The sequence below is a fragment of the Aliivibrio sp. A6 genome (assembly GCF_028765505.1).
Classification (GTDB): Bacteria; Pseudomonadota; Gammaproteobacteria; order Enterobacterales; family Vibrionaceae; genus Aliivibrio; species Aliivibrio finisterrensis_A.
Map to the genome: position 1 here is coordinate 1 of NZ_JARACR010000038.1, position 19,922 is coordinate 19,922.

A 19,922-nucleotide genomic window follows, 5' to 3' on the forward strand; every position below is an offset into this window, starting at 1 on the left:
GAAAATAAGCCCAATACCCATACCGGCTGCAAATAACATCGAGATCCAAGAGGCTTTGGAATAATCTGGTTTTGCACCTTCACCACCTAAGCGAATTTTACCCAAAGGTGAAAACGCGATAATAATGGCTAAAATTAATAATAGGTTAGCTCCCCACATAAAGAGGAAGTCAAAATTTGCTAACACTGAGCCTTTAATGGAATCAATCGCGGCTTTAGCGTCTGTCGGTGGTAGTGCGAGAAGAGTGATAATGAAGAGAAGAGATAAGCCAACTGAGGCCATAAAAACGGTGTTATGGACATCCATGCCCCATTTACTAATGTTATCTTGACCGACTTCATAATCTGTCGATTCAATACTGTACTTTTTTGATTTAAAACCCATAAATGATAATGTTCAGATATTCAGTTAAGCGAACGCCTAGACGAATATAAGGACAACTCCTTATCCAATTGCTGTTTGATTGAGTAGCGGTACCATGTAAATAAACATGATAAAAATCACCACGGTAGGTGATTAATGGCTCTTTTTCTCAATCCCAAGCGGCGAATTGTAACACAAAATGGGGAGTTATTGGTGAATTGTCGTTTTTACAGGGGTAGGTATCGGCGCTAAAAGTGGTTTAGGTTCACTGACAAAAAAGCAGAATGAATCTTAATCTTCATTCTGCTTCTATTACGAACGTGGCTATTTGAGTATCAAACCAAAATCACTCAAACGGATTCACCTTCATATTGCTTAGCGTAAACGCATACACATCCGCCATTAAATCCATTGATTTAGATATCGGCATTCCGGCACCGTGACCTGCGTTAACATCGATGCGGATCAATACAGGGTTATCACCTGTCTGCTTGGCTTGTAACTCAGCAATAAACTTATAAGAGTGCGCAGGAACAACGCGATCATCATGATCAGCCGTTGTTACCAATGTTGCAGGGTATTCAACGCCCTCTTTTACGTTATGCACTGGCGAGTAGTTTAGTAGATAGTTAAACATCTCTTCATTTTGTGCTGATGTGCCAAAATCATACGCCCACCCTTCTCCAGAAGTAAACGTATGGTAACGAAGCATATCCAACACACCTACCGCAGGCAGCGCGACTTTAAATAACTCAGGACGTTGAGTCATACACGCGCCAACCAATAGACCGCCGTTTGAGCCACCACGAATTGCCAAGTGTGATGAGTCGGTATAACCAGCATCGATTAAATATTCAGCTGCTGCAATGAAATCATCAAATACATTTTGTTTCTGTTGCTGTGTTCCTGCGTTATGCCACGCTTTACCATACTCGCCACCACCGCGAATATTGGGAATTGCATAAACACCGCCCAGCTCTAACCAACTGGCCATTACCCCACTAAAGCTTGGCGTTAAGCTAACGTTAAAACCCCCGTAACCATATAGAATGGTTGGATTGGTGCCATCAAGCTCAATGCCTTTTCGATAAGAGATAAGCATTGGAACTTGAGTGCCATCTTTTGAGGTATAGAACACTTGTTTTGATTCAAACTTCTCAGAATCAAAAGGCGATGCTGAGGCTAAATATAATTCAGTATCGCCTGTCTTCACATCAAATTGGTAAATCGTTGGTGGCGTAACATAGTTAGTAAAAGTGAAAAACAGATCGGTTTGTTCTCTTTTGCCTGAAAAGCCTGTCACTTGGCCTTCGCCCGGTAGCGTAATTTCTCGTAATAAATTACCTGAAAAATCGTACTGCTTTACTTGGCTAAGAACATTAACCATATACGTTGCAAATAAGGTGCCCCCACCAACGCTAATATCTAACGGTTGAGGCTGCTCTGGAATAACATCTACCCAATCACATGTGACTGCATTATAAGAAACAATCTTACCGTTTGGTGCATTTAGGTTGGTGTACATTAATAAACGCGAGTCATCATTTTCAATTACGTAAGTATCTGAATCAGTATGATCTAAAACGGTGATTCGAGTTGGGTTCTCGCAACTTAAACGCTCAAGATAAAGTTTATTACCAGAGGTTGATGTCGCGGCTGATATCACCAAATATGCATCGTCTTCTGTAGTATAGCCACTCACATAACGATGCTTCTCTTCTTCTGTGGCACCAAACACCACAGCATCGTCGATTTGTGGTTTGCCTATTTCATGAAAGTAGAGTTTATGTTGCTCGGTTCTTGCTGATAATTCGCTACCCTCAGGCTTATCGTAACTTGAGTAATAAAAGCCTTTTGAACCTAACCATGAAATGTCGGTAAATTTAGCATCCACAATTGGCGCTTCAATTTGCGCTTTAGTTTCAGTATTTAATACAAAAATCTTACGCCAATCACTGCCCGCTTCTGATATCGAATACGCTACAAGTGATGCGTCTTTAGAGAAGCTGACAGAACCTAAAGAGGTGGTTCCCTCTTCACTAAACGTGTTTGGGTCAAGAAAGACTTCTATCTCTCCGCCTTCTTTAGAGCGATACAAAACACTCTGATTTTGTAAACCGTCATTTTGATAGAAGTAAGTATAATCACCACGCTTGAATGGCTGTGAGGTTTTTTGGTAATCCTGACCTTTTGCGATTAAAGCGCGAATATCATCACGAAAATCAATATGAGAAAGGTAATCGAAGGTGACGTCATTTTGTTTATTCACCCACGCTTCTGTTTCTTCGCTTCTATCATCTTCTAACCAACGGTATGGATCAGCAATGGCATGAGAAAAATAGTGGTCAACCGTTGAGTCTTGTTTTGTGAAAGGATAAATCATAATGCATCCCTATTTATAATTAGTTTGTGTTATCTGTTTGTAGAATACGCTCATTAAAAATAGGAATACAACTGTTTGATGGTTTAAGTCTAGTTATTGGTACTGTAAGCGTTACGGTTCTGTCTATAGTGATAAATTTAAGGGTTTAGAATGTTTATTAATCAGCTTATTTTTGTGATTAAATTTTTATGCAACCTAGATCACACTTTTTGTAACATAAAGAAAAAAGTTTGTCGACAGATTAGAGAATTAGCTCTATTTTATCTCGAATCCACATTAATCGTGATCTGGATAACTTTCGAGCATTACATTACTCACAATAAACCGTCCGCTTACACTATTTATACTCTACTAATTTAAGTTAAACCCGTCTGATCCCCTCAGCACGGGGAGTTGTTGGTGCGCGTACTTAATAATTAAATCTGTTTTTATTACGGACAATAAAAATGAAAAAACACTTCGAGCTTATCGATAAACCCACTTTTTTCGGCGCAATATTACTGCTTTGTGCGGTTGTAATTCCTTTACTGGTATTCCCAGCTGAAGGGGCTGAGTGGATAGCCGTAGCTAAAACATTTATGACCGACAAACTGGGCTTTGCTTATCTAGGTCTAGGTTTAGCGGCATTTTTCTTCATGATCTACATCGTTTTCTCTGATATCGGCCAAATCAAACTGGGTGATCCTGATGAAAAACCTGAATTTGCTCTGTCGTCTTGGGCGGCTATGCTATTTTGTGGTGGTATCGGTGCGAGTATTTTGTACTGGGGTACCATTGAATGGGCTTACTACTACCAAAATCCTCCGTTTCAATTAGAAGCAGGCAGTGAAGAAGCGGTGCGTTGGGCGGCGACTTATGGTCTTTTCCATTGGGGGCCAATTGCTTGGTGTATCTATATGATCCCTGCAATTCCAATCGCTTACTTCTTCTATGTACGTAAACAACCTGTACTAAAAGTATCTGCTGCTTTAATGCCTGTTATTGGTGAAGCAAACAGCTTTGGTAAACTGGGTAAAGTTATTGATGTACTGTTTATCTTTGGTTTATTAGGCGGCGCGGCAACCACATTAGGTTTAGCGGCACCACTGATCAACGAAGGTATTAGCTACCTATTTGGTATTCCTGCAACAACAGGCAGCCAGATTTTGGTACTGATGGTGTGTACCGCTATCTTTGCTTACTCATCGTACATGGGTATGGACAAAGGCATTAAGATTTTAAGTAACATTAACTTCTGGGGTGCGTTAGGTTTACTGCTGTTTGTATTAGTTTGTGGCCCTACCATCTTTATGCTGGAAACCGGTCTAGATTCAATCGGTCGTATGCTGTCTAACTTCTTTGTGATGGCAACATGGGCAGAACCTTTTGGTGGCATGGGTACGTTTGAAGATACGCACTTCCCACAAGATTGGACTATTTTCTACTGGGCATGGTGGTTAGTATTTGCACCAAGCATGGGTCTGTTCGTTGCGCGTATTTCACGCGGAAGAACGATTAAACAAATGGTTTCTGGTGCGGTGTTCTTTGGCTCTTTAGGCTGTTCAATGTACTTCATTATTCTAGGTAACTACGGTTTATCACTGCAGTTATCTGGTGAATTAGACGTTGTTGGCATTCTAAATTCTGAAGGGGCAACTCGAGCTATCTTCTCTGTATTAGAGCAACTGCCATTTAGTACTTTTGTTATTGCTGTATTTACGCTGTTATGTGTAATTTTTACCGCAACAACGTTTGACTCTATCTCTTATATTTTAGCGTCAGTAGTACAAACCAACGTAACTGAAGATCCAATGCGTTGGAACCGTCTGTTCTGGGCTTTCACTCTATCATTCATGCCATCGGCGTTAATGTTTATGGGCGGCTTGGCAACACTACAAACAGCGGCAATTGTGGGTGGTTTACCGCTATTAGTTATCGCAGTTATGCTAATGATCTCTGGTGTTAAAGCAGCAATGCTAGACTTGGCACACCAAGATAATTACGTAGATCCTGTTATCAACATTTCTGACTTACCAGACGTTGATCCGTGGAGCAAAGAAGGCCAAGCATTGGCTCGCTTTGAGCAACTACGTGATAACGCAATTGAAGCAGCCGATCTTGAGCGTGAAGCAAACGACGCTATCTGGATGCTGAAAAAGCAACTACGTAAAGAAGCATTAGCTCGTGGTGAATCAAGCGTTGATTTAGGCGATGCGCCTGATGAAATCATTGAACAACTTCGTCAGCTAACGGATGATTCAACCAAAGCGAAAGAAGCGAAATTAGCAGCGTCTGACCTTGCTCAAGAAGCGCGTGTTTCTTTTGATGCACTAATGCGTCAAAAGGTTGAAGACGAAACTTTGCAAGCGAATGAAGATGTTAAATTGGCGATTAAAACAAGATTAAATACGCCAAGCTAATCTACCTTTATGGTTAATGTCTGCTGAAATACGCAGGCATTAACCCTTTTCTTTTCCATCGACTTACCCGCTACTACCTCACTCCCAACACAATCGCCGCTATACCTGATACTGAACACATCACCAAAGACACCTTTCTTATTGTTCCTTTATCAATTCTATCAACCACTTTCATAGCGACTAAATAACCAATAACCGAAGCCGGGAGTAATGGCAATGTAAGATATAAATGATTCAAGCTCATGTACCCAGCAGGCACTTGAACCGCTAATGAGATAACACTACTCACCACAAAGAAAGCGGATAAGTTAGCTCGAATAAGATTTGCTTCTTGATGCTGTAATAACAGCGCCATTGGCGGTCCACCAATACCTGAACTGGTGCCAAACAAGCCTGAAAAGAAACCTGCAATCGTCATTCTTGAATTATTTGGTTCAATACGAAATGGAAGCAAGCTAATCGCAACGGCAAGTAATACAACTACACCAATCCAAAGAGACAGCAGTTTTGCATCTACATAGTAAAGTAGTAAACCACCAAGCAAAGAGCCCGGAATTCGGCCTAAAAATGCGTAACCTAATCCACGAAAAGAGACATTTGCTTTGTATTTATAGGCATTAATAATGGATAAGAATAAACCGACAATTACGATTGGGCCCGGCACATAATTTGGCGAGATTAAAAATAACAATGGTGCAGTAACAATAGCCAAACCAAAACCAATGGCGCTTTGCACAAATGAGCCTATAAAAATCAGGAACATTGCAAAGAATAAACCGAGATCGATTAGGGGAAATTCCATAAAAAATGCCTTCTATTTATGGGGGAATAATAGAAGGCATTATGAACTAGATTTTAGAAAGGAAATAGCAGTATTACACTATTTACTTTTCATTATTACTCAACCGATTGCAGAGTTTCCCACGTTACTTCGCTCTCACCTTTTACCGTAGAGATAAATGCTGAATCACCGGTGATCATTACTGAGAACTCCATCGTTCTTTCTAAGAAAGTGGAGAACTCTTGGATCTGCTCCCAATCAAAACGAACCACTTCTACAGGGTATTGCTTAAACTTGCTTTGGTTTTGCTTCCACCACACATCAGATTTTGAGTTAAAGCTGTACACTTTAGTCACTTTTGATTGGCGTGATGCTTTTTTCATGCGATCAGGATCTGGCTCACCAGCATCAATCCAAAGTGAAATTGTATCATCGTATTCACGAACCCAGATATCCGGCTCATCAACCGCTGATAACCCTTTAGTAAACGTTAAATTTTCTTCTGCATTTAAGCAAAAAGCCAACACGCGAGCCATCATACGTTCAACGTTCTCAGATGGGTGTTGAGCGATGGTTAAGTTTACTGAATCGTAGTGATCACGGTTCATGTCCGTTAATGCAACACGGAATTTATAGATGGTTGGTTTGATAGCCACTGGCTTTCCTAAGTATTGAGAATTGGGGCATTGTACGCGATTCCTATAGGGATACTAGACAAAAAAAGCCAAGTACATACGCACTTAGCTTTCCATTAAAAATCGTCAACGTATTTTAGACGAGGCGATTATAGTCCCCTGATTAGTTTAGCTTACTTACAGATAGCTTCGCCAATATTAATCCATACTGCGTCAACACCAGGTTCATTGCCTTGAGTCCACCATTTAGCTTCCCAGCGGCTGCCTTTATGGTCAACTTGTGCGGCACCAGAGTAAGCTACAGTTGGGTTCCAACCTAGGTTTGCTTCAGAGATTAGTTCCCATGCTTCAACACCAGGAGCTGGCTCAACGGCTTGCACCCACCATTTTGCTTTATAAACAAGACCGTTATGGCTTACTGTTTCAGTCGTGTATACGTTCGCTGCGTTCCATGCTGGGTAATTACCTGCGTTTGGATCTGTAGCTGAACACTGACCATTGTCACCTTCGTTACCATCTTCTTTTTTAGCTTCCACGGTTACACGAGTGGTTGCTGATGCATCTAGGTTACCGTCAGTTACTGTTACCGTGATGTCTGCTACCGTTTCAGTTTCTAACTCAGGAGCTTTAAGAGTTAGAGATGCTGTACCCATGCCGCTTACTACCGTAAATGCATTTGTATTTACCCATGAATAAATTAACGCATCATTTTCTGGGTCAATCGCTTGTGCGTTCAGTGTGAACTGAGCACCTGCTTTCACGTTTAGTGTTGTTGGTAATGTTACCGTTGGTGCTTGGTTTTCTTTCGGTGCATCGTTAGTAATGATCACGGTGTCTTTTGCAGATAAACCCTTCTCATCAGTAACGATTAGTTCAAATGTGTAGCTTGTTTTTTCTTCTACTTCAGGAACAATAACTTCAGCTTTTGCTGATGTTGCATTAGTTAATGCAACCTTGTTGCCTGCTGTTTGAGTCCAAGAATAAGTTAGCTCATCACGCTCAGGATCGTAAGATGATGTACCATCAAGAACTACTGATTTTTCACCCGTTACCGCTTGGTCACGACCAGCATTAGCAATTGGTGCTTTATTTTCAGGTTCAACCGGGCCACCCGTGTCGTCACCATGACCTAAACCTTCGTGCATTGCGTTTAATATGTCACCATTATCGGCATCAATTTCCCAAGAGAAAATACCAGCAAGACCTAGTTGGTTAACATAGTTACCTTTTGCTTTTACAGAGCGAGCATCATCATAAGTGATTAAATCACCTGTTGCTGCTTTAAATAGGTAAGGAGCTTCTGCTTTCTCGTCATAACCATATTCCCAGCCTGCGCCCATGTGGTTATTTGCGATGTCACGGTAATCAAGAACACCGTCTTCCCACGTACCTTTAATTGGGCCCGTTGCAGTACCTGCAAATGGATTACCAGGTTGCGTACCTGTTACGCCAGCCCAACCACGACCATAAGCAGCAACACCAACAACCATTTTACTTGGTTCAACACCTTGCGCTAGCATTAGATCAACACCACGAGACGTGTAGTAACGTGTTTCGTCTTTCATGCTTGACTCATGTAATGCTGTTTGGTGGTTAAGATTGTTATTATCAAAAGCACCGTAAAAATCGTAGCTCATCAAGAAGATGTTATCTAAATATTGCTGTGCTTCTTTATAATCTACCGCTTCAATTTTATCATCACCTACACTGATTGCAGACGTTAAATCATAAGTACGACCAGTTTCAGCTTCTAATTCATCTAACATTACACGTAGATCTTTTAAGATAGCAATATAGATATCACTGTCTTTTTCTTTGTCACCTAAGTTAGGGTTTGCACCGCCGCCACCAGGGAATTCAAAGTCGATATCAACACCATCAAAGAATTTCCAAGTTAATAAGTACTCTTTAACCGAAGCTACAAATGTCGCACGTTTTGCAGTATCGCCCATTAAGAAGAATGGGTCAGATAGCGTCCAGCCACCGATAGATGGTAAGATTTTAAGATCTGGTTGCGCACGTTTTAATGCCATTAATTGGCCAAAGTTACCTTTATAAGCTTGAGAATATGCTTCTACGCCTTTTTGAGGTTTTTGAATCGCTGCCCATGGGTCATGAATTGCGACTTCGAAGTCTTTACGACCTTTACATGCATTTTGTAGAGCACCAAAGCTACCACTGATTGTTTTTAAACTGTCATTGATACCATCACCACCACACATTGGAACAAAGCCATAAAGAATGTGAGTTAAGTTATTTGCTGGCAGTTGATCTACGTTGTATTTACGATCGTAAACACCCCATTCAACAAAATAAGAACCTACAATTTTACCGGTCGTATTTTCATAAGGTTTATTATTTTCTAAATAACCAGTTTCTAGTGGTGCTAGGTGGCTACCATCTGTATCAGCAACTACGATTTCTTTTGAATCTGAAACGGTACAGCCATCAGCATTACATAACTCAAGCGTCATATTGTAAATGCCGCCTTTGCTAATTGGGAATGACGCTGTATTTTTTGAACCAGCACCTTCCCATACAAGATCATTATTCATGAAGATACGCGCTGTTTCAGCCACATCGCCAGACCACACACTCCACGAAATGTCGATATCGACAGAATCACGACGTGCTTTTACTAATTCATTATATGCAATAGCACTTGGATCTACATCAACCAATGCGTATTTGTGATCAGCCCAATCAAATGATGGCTTTCCAGGTGCAGAAGCTTGTGCTTGTGTTGCTAATAGCCCGCCAATAAGGCCAGCTAATAATGTTACTTTTTTCATTAGGTTATCTCTAGGTCTATTCAATTCAATTGCCTGCATAATACAAAGTCTTAAATTTGATACCAATGAGTTTTTTTTATCCTTACGATTAGAAATGCAGATCGTCATATTTTCGACGTTAATTATTTGACGAAATATCGATAAATAACATAGTTATTTTAAATAAATATATTATTCCTTTTTTAAATTAAATTATTTGCTCACAAGTGGTGTCGAAAAAAACATCACAAGTAAATTTCCATCTACAATCCAATAAATTGCCATTATTGAAATTTTGGGAGGAGTATCACAACACAGCAGTAAATGATCTGGTAAGCCAGGGGGGCGAAATGCCTCGTTATGATGGTAATAATACATAGAGGTACTAATTAGAACTGAAATATACTCTTTATGAATTTGAAAGGGCATCACGAATGAAGCCGTTATGCTTGGTCAGTTTCTCTGTTGCACTTTTTGCATCGAGTCCTGATAGCACCATAAGAATCGCGGTTTTACAGTGGTTATTACATTGAGATAGCGCTTCTGAAGCTTCGCTTTCTAAACAGCCTGTCGCTTCAATAACTATATTCTTTTGTCTTTGTACTAATTTGGCGTTGGTTGCTTCTACATCAACCATCAAGTTACCGAATACTTTACCTGTGCGGATCATCGCGCCTGTTGTCAGCATATTAAGCACTAGCTTTTGTGCTGTTCCGGCTTTCATACGAGAAGAACCCGTTACTACTTCAGGGCCAACCACTGGAGTCATGTTGATGTCTGCCAGTTCAGTCATTGGACTGTTTGGATTACAGCTTAATGTAGCGACTGTCGCACCAACCGATTTTGCGTATTCCATTGCACCTAGAACATAAGGTGTACGACCGCTTGCTGCAATACCCACTACTACATCTTTCTCATTTAACCCTAAATCTTGCAGATCAGAAGCACCAAGCTCTCGGTTGTCTTCTGCATTTTCGACAGCTTTTAAAATCGCTTTATGGCCGCCTGCAATTAAGCCAACCACTAAGTCAGGGTTTGAACCATAAGTCGGAGGACACTCACTCGCATCTAAAATACCTAAACGGCCTGAAGTGCCTGCGCCGGTATAGATTAAGCGTCCGCCTGATTGAAATGCGATTGCAATGGCATCAACCACTTCTGCAATTTGTGGGAGAATGGCTTCAACAGCTAAAGCTACTTTTTGATCTTCTTTATTGATCACTGTCAGCATTTCAACCGTTGATAACACATCGATATTTTCACTGGCTTGGTTACGGCTCTCTGTCACTAATGTGGTTAGATCAATTTTCATAATTAGGTTCTCTTCAAAAGATAAATTCTCAATTTCAATGGTTGTCATCATAAAGAATAAAAATTACATTTAATAAAAAATTACAACCAAGGTTATTCTACGCATCCAAAATAGATGGCATCACAACCGCTAAAAACTCCATTTGATTTGAGCGTATAGCAAGGTACTTGGATTTTCTCCAAACACGCTATCGCTCGCTCCATCAAAATATTGCACTACACCAATTAATTGCCAATCATCGGCTAGTGAGTAGGTCTGATTAACACCTACAAAGAAAGATCCATCATAGTAATAACTGTTCATAAAGGTGAGTCTTGATAATGGCGATAAATCCACACCTAAGCTTGAATACCATGTCCAATGGGTAAAGCTCAGGGTTCTAGCACTGAGTGGGAGGTTAAGATAAGCCATCGCATTGTCGGCATCTTGAGGCTCTGAGATATACATGAGCGAGCCTTGAATTACCCAATTTTGAGTTCCATTAAAGCGATAATCCATTTCAAGGCTTGAAACACTGGATGCAACAAGATCTTGGTTATCATAACGACGTTGAGTGGGCTCAAACCAACTTAACTCACCACGCAGCCCTGCGCCATAAACATCCCCTGCAAAGCCTGCACCTACCACATAATCTAGCTGGGATTTACCGAGTAATACCTGCATGTCCCACCCCTGTATATTAAACAGATACCGCGCTGCATAGCTATCTAATTCACTGTCTGCACTGGGATTAAAGACCAAGTCAATGGAACTCGCGAAACCGAGTTTTTTACTTACCATTATCGCATCGGTTCCCGGGCGCTCTTCATAATCAAAATCATAGATGGAATATGAGTTGAAGATATCGTTTGGGTTCCATACGGTGGTCATTCCCCAATTAATGCGAAAGCGCCCTGCTCTAAATTGCCAATCATCTTTATTCCAATTGAGATAAGCTCGATCAAATTGCGTGTTTCCTATCATCCCTTTTTTATCTATCCAATTTTTAGATAAATCAACATAGCCAGGATCATAAGAGATAAAATCACTATAATTCGAATACTCTGCGCTATCACCAAACAATAGACGGTTACGCATACTCAAATTCACTCGTAATTGATCATTAAATCGGTATTCAAAATTAAAACGTTGATGGACGATATTATCAAAGATAGCGTCGCCCGAGTTTGGGATGGTACTGGTTGCCATGTACTTTACATAGCCGTTTAAATCCCAATTTTTCTCTGGGGCTAAACCGGGAATTTGAGCGTGGCTTAATAAGGGAAGTAATAATAAAAAAGGCACGAACTTTGTGAGTATTCTCTTCATCAGTTCATGCCCCTTAGTGATACCTATTCTAGATAAGTATTATGTCTGTTTGATAATAATCAGGTTACGACAGTTCCTTGAACTTTATCAACAATTCTTTCTGCTCTTCAGTCAGATTCGTCGGTGTCGCCACAGTAATAACCACCATTAGATCACCCGTCGCACCTTTACGGCTCTTCACGCCTTTTTCTTTCATGCGGAATTTACGACCGTTTTGAGTCCCTGCTGGTACTTTTAATTTAAAACGGCTTTCTAGGGTTTGGATCTCAACTTCACCACCTAATGCAGCTGTCGCAAAATCGGTAGTTACTGGGCAAATTAAATCATTACCTTCACGTTTTAAATGCGTGTGCGGACGCGTATTAATCTGAATTAATAAGTCACCCGCTGGGCCGCCGTATGCGCCCGCTTCGCCTTTACCAACAAAGCGAATTTTCTCACCGTCTTCAATACCTGCAGGTACTTTAACGTTGATTTTTTTGTTCACGCCATTGACTGGTAATTCGATAACTTGCTCACAGCCGTTAATCGCTTCAGCAAATTCAACCGTTAAGCTAAACTGACGATCTTGACCTTTTTGTGGGCGTGGTTGACGCTGTTGAGAGAACATATCTTCAAAACCACCGCCGCCGCCAAAACCACCACGTGAACGACCACCAAATGCGCCACCGAAAATATCTTCGAAGCCACTAAAACCTTGGCTATGACCACCGCCAAAACCGCCGCCACCCATGCCACCATTTTGGAATGCTGAATGACCATAGTCATCATACTGACCGCGTTTATCAGCATCAGTTAGAATTTCATACGCTTCTTTAATTTCTTTAAACTTATCTGCGGCTTGCGCATCACCTGGATTTTTATCTGGGTGGTATTTCATCGCAAGACGTTTGTACGCTTTTTTGATCTCTTTTTCTGTACTACTTTTGGAGACACCAAGGACTTCATAATAATCACGTTTAGACATGACTTAACCTCGTCAATGAATAGAAACAGGCATAAAACAGAGCTGCTCATACCTTTCTTAAATAAATCTAATCAAAGGAGTTTATGTCCTATCAGATTAAGGTCAAGATCTATCTCACAAAATGCGGCAGTTATTGCGGTTTATCTTCTTTCAATTGTCCATCTTCAAACACGATGACTCGCTTCGCTCTATCAAATACCCTTGAATCATGGGTAGAAAAAATAAATGTAGTTCCCTCTTCTTTATTTAAGCTCTCCATAATGTCAAGCAGCTCTGCGGTGCTTTTAGCATCTAGATTTGCCGTTGGTTCGTCTGCCATAATAAAGCGTGGCCTTGGAGCGAGCGCTCGTGCAACCGCAACTCGTTGCTGCTGCCCGCCAGAGAGTTGGGCTGGCCTTTTATGCTGCTGATCTTCTAAGCCTACTTTTTTCAGTAAGTCTTGAGCTCTTTGTTTGCACTCTGCTTCAGCGTGACCCTGTAACTGCATAACGAACTCCACATTCTCTAATGCGGTTAATACAGGTAATAAACTGTAGTCTTGAAAGATGAATCCTATATTGTCACGGCGAAACTCTATCAACTTCTTTTCGTCCATAACTGTCAGCTCATTACCATCAATACTCACTTTTCCTGAGCTAGCGCTGTCGATCCCACCCAACATATTTAATAAGGTTGTTTTTCCTGATCCTGATGGTCCAATCACCGCAACAAACTCCCCTTGCTCAATAACCAAATCAAGGTGATCAACCGCATGGACAGGAAAATCCAACTCTGGGTTATAGGTTTTGCATAACTGCTCAATTTTTATCGTCATACTTTTTACCTTATTGTTTCTCTGCCATGGCTTCGACGGGTTTCTTTTTAATAATTTGATGGGCAGGATAAAGCCCTGCTAATACACTGACACACCACACCGTCACAAAAACGGTGACATAATCACTAAAAGCGACACTTGGGTATAAAACCGAATCAATACCAAATGCATTTAACCCTTCTGCCATCGCTTCAAGTGGAATTCCGGTTTTGCTAAGAAGAAACAATAAAAATAAAGAGAAAATAACACCAGAACCCGCGCCAATTATTCCAATAAAGCCGGATTCTAAAATAATTAAACGGCGAATATTGCCTTTCTTCATTCCAACCGCCATTAATACGCCAAACTCTCTGGTTCGCTCAAAGACTGACATCAGAAGAATATTGATGATGCCAAAGCCCATTGCGATAACAAAAATAACTAAGATCACTTGATTACCGGCATTCATCGAACTCATCATTGTCGACAGTATTGGCTGTAATTGAAGCCAATCTTGAACCTTATTTTTATTTGATATAGAACTCATTAACTGCTCTCGAAAATCACTAACTTGAGCCTCATCGTGCAGCAAAATTGCGATTTCATGATCAAAATGCACTTGGCCAAGTTGTTGAATATCAGCTTTTCGGACATACGCGTTGGCATCATCAAACGTACTGGATGAGGTTTTAAAGATCCCCCTAACTCGAAACGCCGCGCCAGTAACATCACCAGTAGTATCGGTAAACGTGAGCACGACTTTTGAGCCAGCTCTGAGCTTTAATCGATCCGCCGTTTTCTGTGACACTAAAATGGGATTTCGACCTTTATTATCAAGCCATTCCCCTTCAAGAATATGATCTGCAATTGGGGTTATCTTAGGCTCTGACTCTAAATCAATGCCGTTTATTTGAATACCACGCGTACTGCGTGCTGACGCTATCATGCCATTAACTAAGGTTCTGCTTGTCCATGCTTTGACTTGTGGTGCTTGTTCTAGCTGTTTGGTTATCTCAGCTTCATCATCAACCACCAGATTAATGTCTGGATTTAATGCGTAATTTTTCTGATGGATTTGAATATGACTGGTTTGCCACTGAATGGTATTTTTTACCAAATTATCAATGATCCCATTCATAAACCCCATCATCAACATAACACCAGCGACACCAAAAATCATGGCTCCCAACATAATGGAGGTTCGTAATTTATTGCGCCATACGTTGCGCCACGCCAATTTAACCAGCATGCGAACTTCCTTTAAGTGCAGAGACAATCGAGAGATGGTAAATACGCCACAGTGGATAAATAAGACAGAGCAATAGTAGCCCTATTACAATCACTATCTGATCAATAAATAAGCCTGAACTAATTAATACTGGAATAATAGGTTCATAGCCAATTTCAAGCATAGCTTGTGCTGTATCTCCGGTTAAGGTAATAGGGTTAATATACAAATAGCCTAAGATTGGAGCCGCGATAATTAGCCCAATAGCAATACCTAACAATCCGATAAACAGGGATTCAAGAACTAATAACTTTAATAGCTTTACTCGAACCATTCCTGTCGCTAGCATCACACCAAATTCACGCTGTCTTTCTAAGGTCATCATTAGTAAAGTGGCAAACAGGCCAAAGCCAACAATGCCGTATAAGATGTACATCATGATAATGCCACTCACCCGATCAATTTGGATCTGCTGTTCCATTTCGGGGCTAAGATCATTCCAAGGCCGAACGGCCACACTTGAACCATACCCTATTTGTAGATCATCCACTGTTTGTGACAGTTGTGAAAAATCACGAGTATGCAGTACCCAAGCGGTGACTTGATCTTCTGTGCTAAATAAATGAGATGCTTCTTTGATGGGTAAATAGATAAGTTGGTTATTCAACTCAGGCATTGGAAAATGCACAATCCCTTTAATCAGATACAATCCAGCAGCGGTTTGACCTCGATAGCCTTGCCCATAAAGCACAACCTCGTCACCAAGGGTGAGATTAAAAAATTGGGCAAGCCCTTCTGATATAAGAATGGCTTTATCGTCTGATGAGAAGTAGCTTCCTTTAACGACTTTATTTGCCAAACCAGAATAAGCGGTTTCTGGTGTTGGATCGACACCCACCACCATCACGCCTTTTGATTTATCATTCGCGGCAGCAAGAGAAAAGGTTTCGATACGTGGAAGTGCAAATTCAATATTAGGCTGTTGCTTGGTTGGTTTGATAAAGTCATCGCTCATTGGCAATAAATCATCAATGCTATGGCTTTCTTTAAACTCTGGGTTTTGCAGTTGAATAAGGCCCGTAGATAAACGAGCCGCATTCTCGATGTTTGCGGTATAACTGCCCTCTTGAATGCTTCGCATTAATAATGAAAGCAACAAGGCCAACGCCAACGCAGAGGCCGTTAGCAAGGTTCTTCTTTTTTGTCGCCATAGGTTTCGCCAAGCTAACTTAATGAGCATGTTTACCGCCTAGAAATAAGGAATTAATGGCTTAATTACGTAATGATTTCATTTGGCCTTGTGAGAAAAACTCATCATTGATCAGAAAATTAAATTGCGCTTTATGGGTAATCATTTCGGTTTTATTACCGGGTTTATCGGCAGGCACCATTTCCATTCTTGTTGCTACCATGCGATTGCCCATTTCTTTAATATCATAGGTTGTCATGGTATTAACTAGCTCATCGAATTCATCATACGACTCGACTTTGCGTTGTAAGAACGTCTCTTGTGATATCCATAAACGTACTTTACTCCACACCACAGGTGCATCAGGTTTTGCTATTGCATCAATCACCCATGTTTTATCGCCGTCGATCACTTCTTGTTTAACCATTTTGTGGTCGTAATCCACCACTATTGAAGATTGGTTGATCAAATCATCATTGGTAAAATCAGAGCCCATCCATGACTGGCCCAACATTGAAGGGGCTATTTTTATCACTCGCTCAATATTTGGTATCCAACTCCACATCTCTTTATCACGCTTAAGAGAAGCACTGCCGCGATCTTTTGCTGGCCCTGTAATCAATACTAAAGAGAGATTTTGTTCCTTAGTCCAGCTCTTCATGCTCATGCTGCGAGTCCAATCAGGACGTATAATGTTCATGGTTAATTCTGTGTAACTTGAATTACCACGCATTTGAGCATCCGACTTTTTAACAATCGTATTTGCACTTAACTCATCAGCAGCAAATACGTGACCTACTACGCCGAAAAACGCAAAAAACAGTACTATTTTAATTAATAATTTTATTTTATGTTTCATATCACACCCCAGCCATGATGCTTAATTTATAAACACATAATAGAATGTTTAGGCTAATATTTTCGTGACCTCTAAGACGAAATTATCCAAATCTTTGTCATAGAAATGTCAAGTTCGATCCATTGTATTTATGGCAAATTAAAACCAGCGTTTAACTTGATTCATGTAATCAACAAACTCATCACCAAAAAGTTTAACCAAGATTTTTTCTTCTGGTTCAATTTGAAAACGGTTCATATATGTAACAAAGCCGAGCGCACTCACCAGCCCTAGTGGGTGTTGGGTATAAACCACTGAACTGAGTAAAATAAGCAAGAAACCAAGGTACATAGGGTTACGTGTATATTGATAAATTCCTGAACTCACAAGCGATGAACTGCTTTCTGGTTTTAATGGGTTTACTGTGGTTTTAGCGTCTCTAAACTCTTTTACACCCCACAATGCAATGACACCACCAAGCGTGACTAAGCTAATAACCAAAGCGTAAGTTAACCATGGTAGATAAAATAGAGTAAATGGCATTATTTTATCAAAGCCAAATACAGTTACCATAAACAGTAGCATGACTAACGGCGGTGGAATTCTCAACTCTAATTTTGATAGCATTTATTCTCCTTAAAAACGTGGTATATTCTTTCCATATAATTATTGTATTAACTTTAGCAGTCGAGATTTATATGTCATCTGATTTTTATGGCTCTAGTGCCGCTTATGCCCGCCAAGAAAGTGGCTACCGTGAAAAAGCATTAAAACTGTACCCTTGGGTTTGTGGTAACTGTGCGCGTGAATTTGTTTATTCAAATTTACGTGAGTTGACGGTTCACCATAAAGATCACGATCATACTAATAACCCAAATGATGGCAGTAACTGGGAACTTTTGTGCCTTTTCTGTCACGATCATGAGCATTCAAAATATACAGAGCATGACCAGTACGGTTCTGAAATTAAAGCGGGTGAAGATGATCATCAAGGTGCAACACACAACCCGTTTGCAGCTTTAAAATCAATGATGAAAAAGTAATTCTCATTACAGATTTATATGGCCTTTCAACTCACTGAAAGGTCATCTCTCCTTCCCTACAGTCTATATTTATATCTCATCATGAAAATCCAAAACAGCCCAGTAACTCAGCATCAATTTAATGGTGTTGATTTCTATTTAAAGCGCGATGATAAACTTCATCCTCAATTTTCTGGCAATAAAGCTCGCAAGTTTATGGGGTTATTAGATGGTGATTTCCCTGCGATTACCACGATTATTGGCTATGGCTCACCACAGGCAAACTCACTTTACTCATTAGCGGCACTGGCTCAATTAAAAGGCTGGCAATTAGACTTTTACGTTGATCATATTCCCTCTTTTCTACAAGAAAATCCAAAAGGGAACTACCGCGCGGCCTTAGCATTAGGGGCAAATATAATTGCATTGAATGAGCGTGACGATGCGATAAAAAGTGACGGTACTCTTTATTCAAGTTTCGACTACATCCACCAAGCTCGACAGCCCAACGCTCATGAGTTATTTGTGCCTGAAGGGGGTCGCTGTGGTTTAGCTGAAAGTGGGGTAAAGCAGCTGGCGACAGAGCTTATAGCATGGAAAAAAGAGCAAGCACTCAATTCTCTAACGGTTGCCTTACCATCGGGTACAGGAACAACGGCTCTGTTTCTTCATAAACATTTAAAAGCCCACGATATAAACGTGATTACCTGTGCCTGTGTTGGCGGAGATGCTTATCTTACCGCACAATTTTTAGAACTTGGGGAAACCGATCATCCTGAGATTTTAACACCAACGAAAAAACACCATTTTGGAAAGTTATATCGTCACGATTATGATGTATGGAAAACACTTCTCTTACAAACTGGTGTTGAGTTTGAATTACTATACGACCCGCTAATGTGGCGTTGCTTGAGTAATTGGTTACCCAACAACACCAATCAGACTCTACTTTACATCCACCAAGGTGGTTTGTTAGGCAATGAAAGTATGCTGCCTCGCTACCAACGAAAATTTGATTAATCTATCACTGTATATACAACAAACTTCCATTTTTAGGATAAAAAATGAAACATATCGCACTGCTTTTTTGCTTAACTTTGCTCTCTCATTCTGTATTTGCTTCTTCTACATTAGAAACGGTTGAAGCCATTGAACTATCAAGCTCTAGTACTATCGGTATTTCAGTTCTAGATACCGCAACAGATACTACCTGGAGCTATAAAGGCGACCAACGCTTTCCAATGATGAGTACATTTAAAACTCTGCTTTGTGCTCAAATGCTGTACAACTCAAGTAATGACCTTTTAGATAAAGAAGCACTAACAAGAGTGACTCAAGAATCTATCATTCCATGGTCTCCAATCACTGAAAAGTTTATCGGTGAAACAATTAGTACAGAGAGCGCATGCGAAGCTACGATGCTGATGAGTGACAATACTGCAGCCAATATAGTATTAGCACAGACTGGAACTCCAACTTCTCTCACGCTTTTCTTACGCTTAATTGGTGATGACATTACTCGATTAGACCGTATTGAACCTGAATTAAATGAAGCACAAAAGGGAGATGTCAGGGATACAACGACTCCAAATGCGATGACAAATACACTTAATGAGCTGTTATTTGGTCAAACACTTACCACAGCAGACAAAAATACCTTAAAAGGTTGGATGGTCAATAATAAGGTCTCAGATCCATTATTACGTTCGATTCTTCCAAGAAACTGGTCAATTGCGGATCGCTCTGGTGCTGGTGGTTTTGGATCTCGTGGTATCACCGCTGTTCTATGGAATGAAAAGCGTGCGCCTATTATTATGTCTATTTATCTGACTCAAACGAATTTAGACATGGCTGCACGTAATCAAGTGATTGTGGAAGTGGGCAATGCAATATTCAAAGAATTCAACATAAACTAAGAAACTACGTATAATCT

The 19,922-nt window shown here is 40.5% G+C and carries 17 protein-coding genes; 4 read left to right on the plus strand and 13 right to left on the minus strand.

What is annotated here, in order from left to right; genetic code table 11:
• A partial coding sequence (locus PVK70_RS16635) for a BCCT family transporter (protein ID WP_274441685.1) occupies positions 1-384 on the minus strand: 384 nt, incomplete at its 3' end.
• Between the two features lie 325 nt (positions 385-709).
• Complete coding sequence (locus tag PVK70_RS16640; protein WP_130049193.1) at positions 710-2,746, minus strand: prolyl oligopeptidase family serine peptidase; 2,037 nt, start codon at positions 2,744-2,746, stop codon at positions 710-712.
• Positions 2,747-3,192: 446 nt separating this feature from the next.
• Here PVK70_RS16640 and PVK70_RS16645 point away from each other — a divergent pair, with 446 nt between their 5' ends.
• Complete coding sequence (locus tag PVK70_RS16645) at positions 3,193-5,145, plus strand: BCCT family transporter (RefSeq protein ID WP_130049194.1); 1,953 nt, start codon at positions 3,193-3,195, stop codon at positions 5,143-5,145.
• A 73-nt stretch (positions 5,146-5,218) separates the two neighbouring features.
• On the opposite strand, the gene PVK70_RS16650 is transcribed toward PVK70_RS16645, so the two are convergent.
• From PVK70_RS16650 to PVK70_RS16700, 11 genes are all read right to left on the minus strand, one after another.
• Complete coding sequence (locus PVK70_RS16650) at positions 5,219-5,947, minus strand: sulfite exporter TauE/SafE family protein (RefSeq protein ID WP_165367240.1); 729 nt, start codon at positions 5,945-5,947, stop codon at positions 5,219-5,221.
• Between the two features lie 95 nt (positions 5,948-6,042).
• A complete protein-coding gene (locus PVK70_RS16655; protein WP_130049195.1) occupies positions 6,043-6,582 on the minus strand; it encodes a YaeQ family protein in 540 nt (179 codons plus the stop codon).
• A 152-nt stretch (positions 6,583-6,734) separates the two neighbouring features.
• Positions 6,735-9,353: a glycosyl hydrolase family 18 protein gene (locus tag PVK70_RS16660; RefSeq protein WP_130049196.1), complete on the minus strand. Its 2,619-nt coding sequence runs from the start codon at positions 9,351-9,353 to the stop codon at positions 6,735-6,737.
• A 388-nt stretch (positions 9,354-9,741) separates the two neighbouring features.
• Entirely contained in the window at positions 9,742-10,644 is a 903-nt protein-coding gene (gene murQ / locus PVK70_RS16665) for an N-acetylmuramic acid 6-phosphate etherase (RefSeq protein WP_130049197.1), read from the minus strand.
• 129 nt (positions 10,645-10,773) lie between these two features.
• A complete protein-coding gene (locus PVK70_RS16670) occupies positions 10,774-11,952 on the minus strand; it encodes a hypothetical protein (RefSeq protein WP_130049198.1) in 1,179 nt (392 codons plus the stop codon).
• A gap of 64 nt (positions 11,953-12,016) precedes the next feature.
• A complete protein-coding gene (locus PVK70_RS16675; protein ID WP_130049199.1) occupies positions 12,017-12,919 on the minus strand; it encodes a DnaJ C-terminal domain-containing protein in 903 nt (300 codons plus the stop codon).
• A 130-nt stretch (positions 12,920-13,049) separates the two neighbouring features.
• The gene (locus tag PVK70_RS16680) at positions 13,050-13,733 is read right to left on the minus strand and encodes an ABC transporter ATP-binding protein (RefSeq protein WP_130049200.1); all 684 of its coding nucleotides are present in this window, start codon (positions 13,731-13,733) and stop codon (positions 13,050-13,052) included.
• A gap of 10 nt (positions 13,734-13,743) precedes the next feature.
• The gene (locus PVK70_RS16685; protein WP_130049201.1) at positions 13,744-14,961 is read right to left on the minus strand and encodes an ABC transporter permease; all 1,218 of its coding nucleotides are present in this window, start codon (positions 14,959-14,961) and stop codon (positions 13,744-13,746) included.
• On the minus strand, positions 14,951-16,180 hold the full coding sequence (locus PVK70_RS16690; protein ID WP_130049202.1) for an ABC transporter permease: 1,230 nt from the start codon (positions 16,178-16,180) through the stop codon (positions 14,951-14,953). Before PVK70_RS16690 ends, PVK70_RS16685 begins: the two co-directional genes overlap by 11 nt.
• A gap of 31 nt (positions 16,181-16,211) precedes the next feature.
• A complete protein-coding gene (locus PVK70_RS16695) occupies positions 16,212-16,988 on the minus strand; it encodes an outer membrane lipoprotein-sorting protein (protein WP_130049203.1) in 777 nt (258 codons plus the stop codon).
• A 138-nt stretch (positions 16,989-17,126) separates the two neighbouring features.
• On the minus strand, positions 17,127-17,594 hold the full coding sequence (locus PVK70_RS16700; protein ID WP_130049204.1) for a methyltransferase family protein: 468 nt from the start codon (positions 17,592-17,594) through the stop codon (positions 17,127-17,129).
• A 71-nt stretch (positions 17,595-17,665) separates the two neighbouring features.
• Here PVK70_RS16700 and PVK70_RS16705 point away from each other — a divergent pair, with 71 nt between their 5' ends.
• The 3 genes from PVK70_RS16705 (at position 17,666) to bla (ending at position 19,905) form a co-directional block, all read left to right on the plus strand.
• A complete protein-coding gene (locus PVK70_RS16705; RefSeq protein ID WP_130049205.1) occupies positions 17,666-18,010 on the plus strand; it encodes a YajD family HNH nuclease in 345 nt (114 codons plus the stop codon).
• An 81-nt stretch (positions 18,011-18,091) separates the two neighbouring features.
• Positions 18,092-19,009 (plus strand): 1-aminocyclopropane-1-carboxylate deaminase/D-cysteine desulfhydrase, encoded by a 918-nt coding sequence (locus PVK70_RS16710; RefSeq protein WP_130049206.1) that lies wholly within the window; start codon positions 18,092-18,094, stop codon positions 19,007-19,009.
• A 44-nt stretch (positions 19,010-19,053) separates the two neighbouring features.
• Positions 19,054-19,905: a class A beta-lactamase gene (gene bla, locus PVK70_RS16715; protein WP_130049207.1), complete on the plus strand. Its 852-nt coding sequence runs from the start codon at positions 19,054-19,056 to the stop codon at positions 19,903-19,905.
• Positions 19,906-19,922: the final 17 nt, after the last annotated feature.

Coding starts and splice junctions, on each gene's coding strand:
- PVK70_RS16640 (WP_130049193.1), bottom strand. CDS start 2,746: ATGATTTATCCTTTCACAAAACAAGACTCAACGGTTGACCACTATTTT.
- PVK70_RS16645 (WP_130049194.1), top strand. CDS start 3,193: ATGAAAAAACACTTCGAGCTTATCGATAAACCCACTTTTTTCGGCGCA.
- PVK70_RS16660 (WP_130049196.1), bottom strand. CDS start 9,353: ATGAAAAAAGTAACATTATTAGCTGGCCTTATTGGCGGGCTATTAGCA.
- PVK70_RS16670 (WP_130049198.1), bottom strand. CDS start 11,952: ATGAAGAGAATACTCACAAAGTTCGTGCCTTTTTTATTATTACTTCCC.
- PVK70_RS16650 (WP_165367240.1), bottom strand. CDS start 5,947: ATGGAATTTCCCCTAATCGATCTCGGTTTATTCTTTGCAATGTTCCTG.
- PVK70_RS16685 (WP_130049201.1), bottom strand. CDS start 14,961: ATGCTGGTTAAATTGGCGTGGCGCAACGTATGGCGCAATAAATTACGA.
- PVK70_RS16675 (WP_130049199.1), bottom strand. CDS start 12,919: ATGTCTAAACGTGATTATTATGAAGTCCTTGGTGTCTCCAAAAGTAGT.
- PVK70_RS16705 (WP_130049205.1), top strand. CDS start 17,666: ATGTCATCTGATTTTTATGGCTCTAGTGCCGCTTATGCCCGCCAAGAA.
- PVK70_RS16700 (WP_130049204.1), bottom strand. CDS start 17,594: ATGCTATCAAAATTAGAGTTGAGAATTCCACCGCCGTTAGTCATGCTA.
- murQ (WP_130049197.1), bottom strand. CDS start 10,644: ATGAAAATTGATCTAACCACATTAGTGACAGAGAGCCGTAACCAAGCC.
- PVK70_RS16690 (WP_130049202.1), bottom strand. CDS start 16,180: ATGCTCATTAAGTTAGCTTGGCGAAACCTATGGCGACAAAAAAGAAGA.
- PVK70_RS16695 (WP_130049203.1), bottom strand. CDS start 16,988: ATGAAACATAAAATAAAATTATTAATTAAAATAGTACTGTTTTTTGCG.
- PVK70_RS16710 (WP_130049206.1), top strand. CDS start 18,092: ATGAAAATCCAAAACAGCCCAGTAACTCAGCATCAATTTAATGGTGTT.
- bla (WP_130049207.1), top strand. CDS start 19,054: ATGAAACATATCGCACTGCTTTTTTGCTTAACTTTGCTCTCTCATTCT.
- PVK70_RS16680 (WP_130049200.1), bottom strand. CDS start 13,733: ATGACGATAAAAATTGAGCAGTTATGCAAAACCTATAACCCAGAGTTG.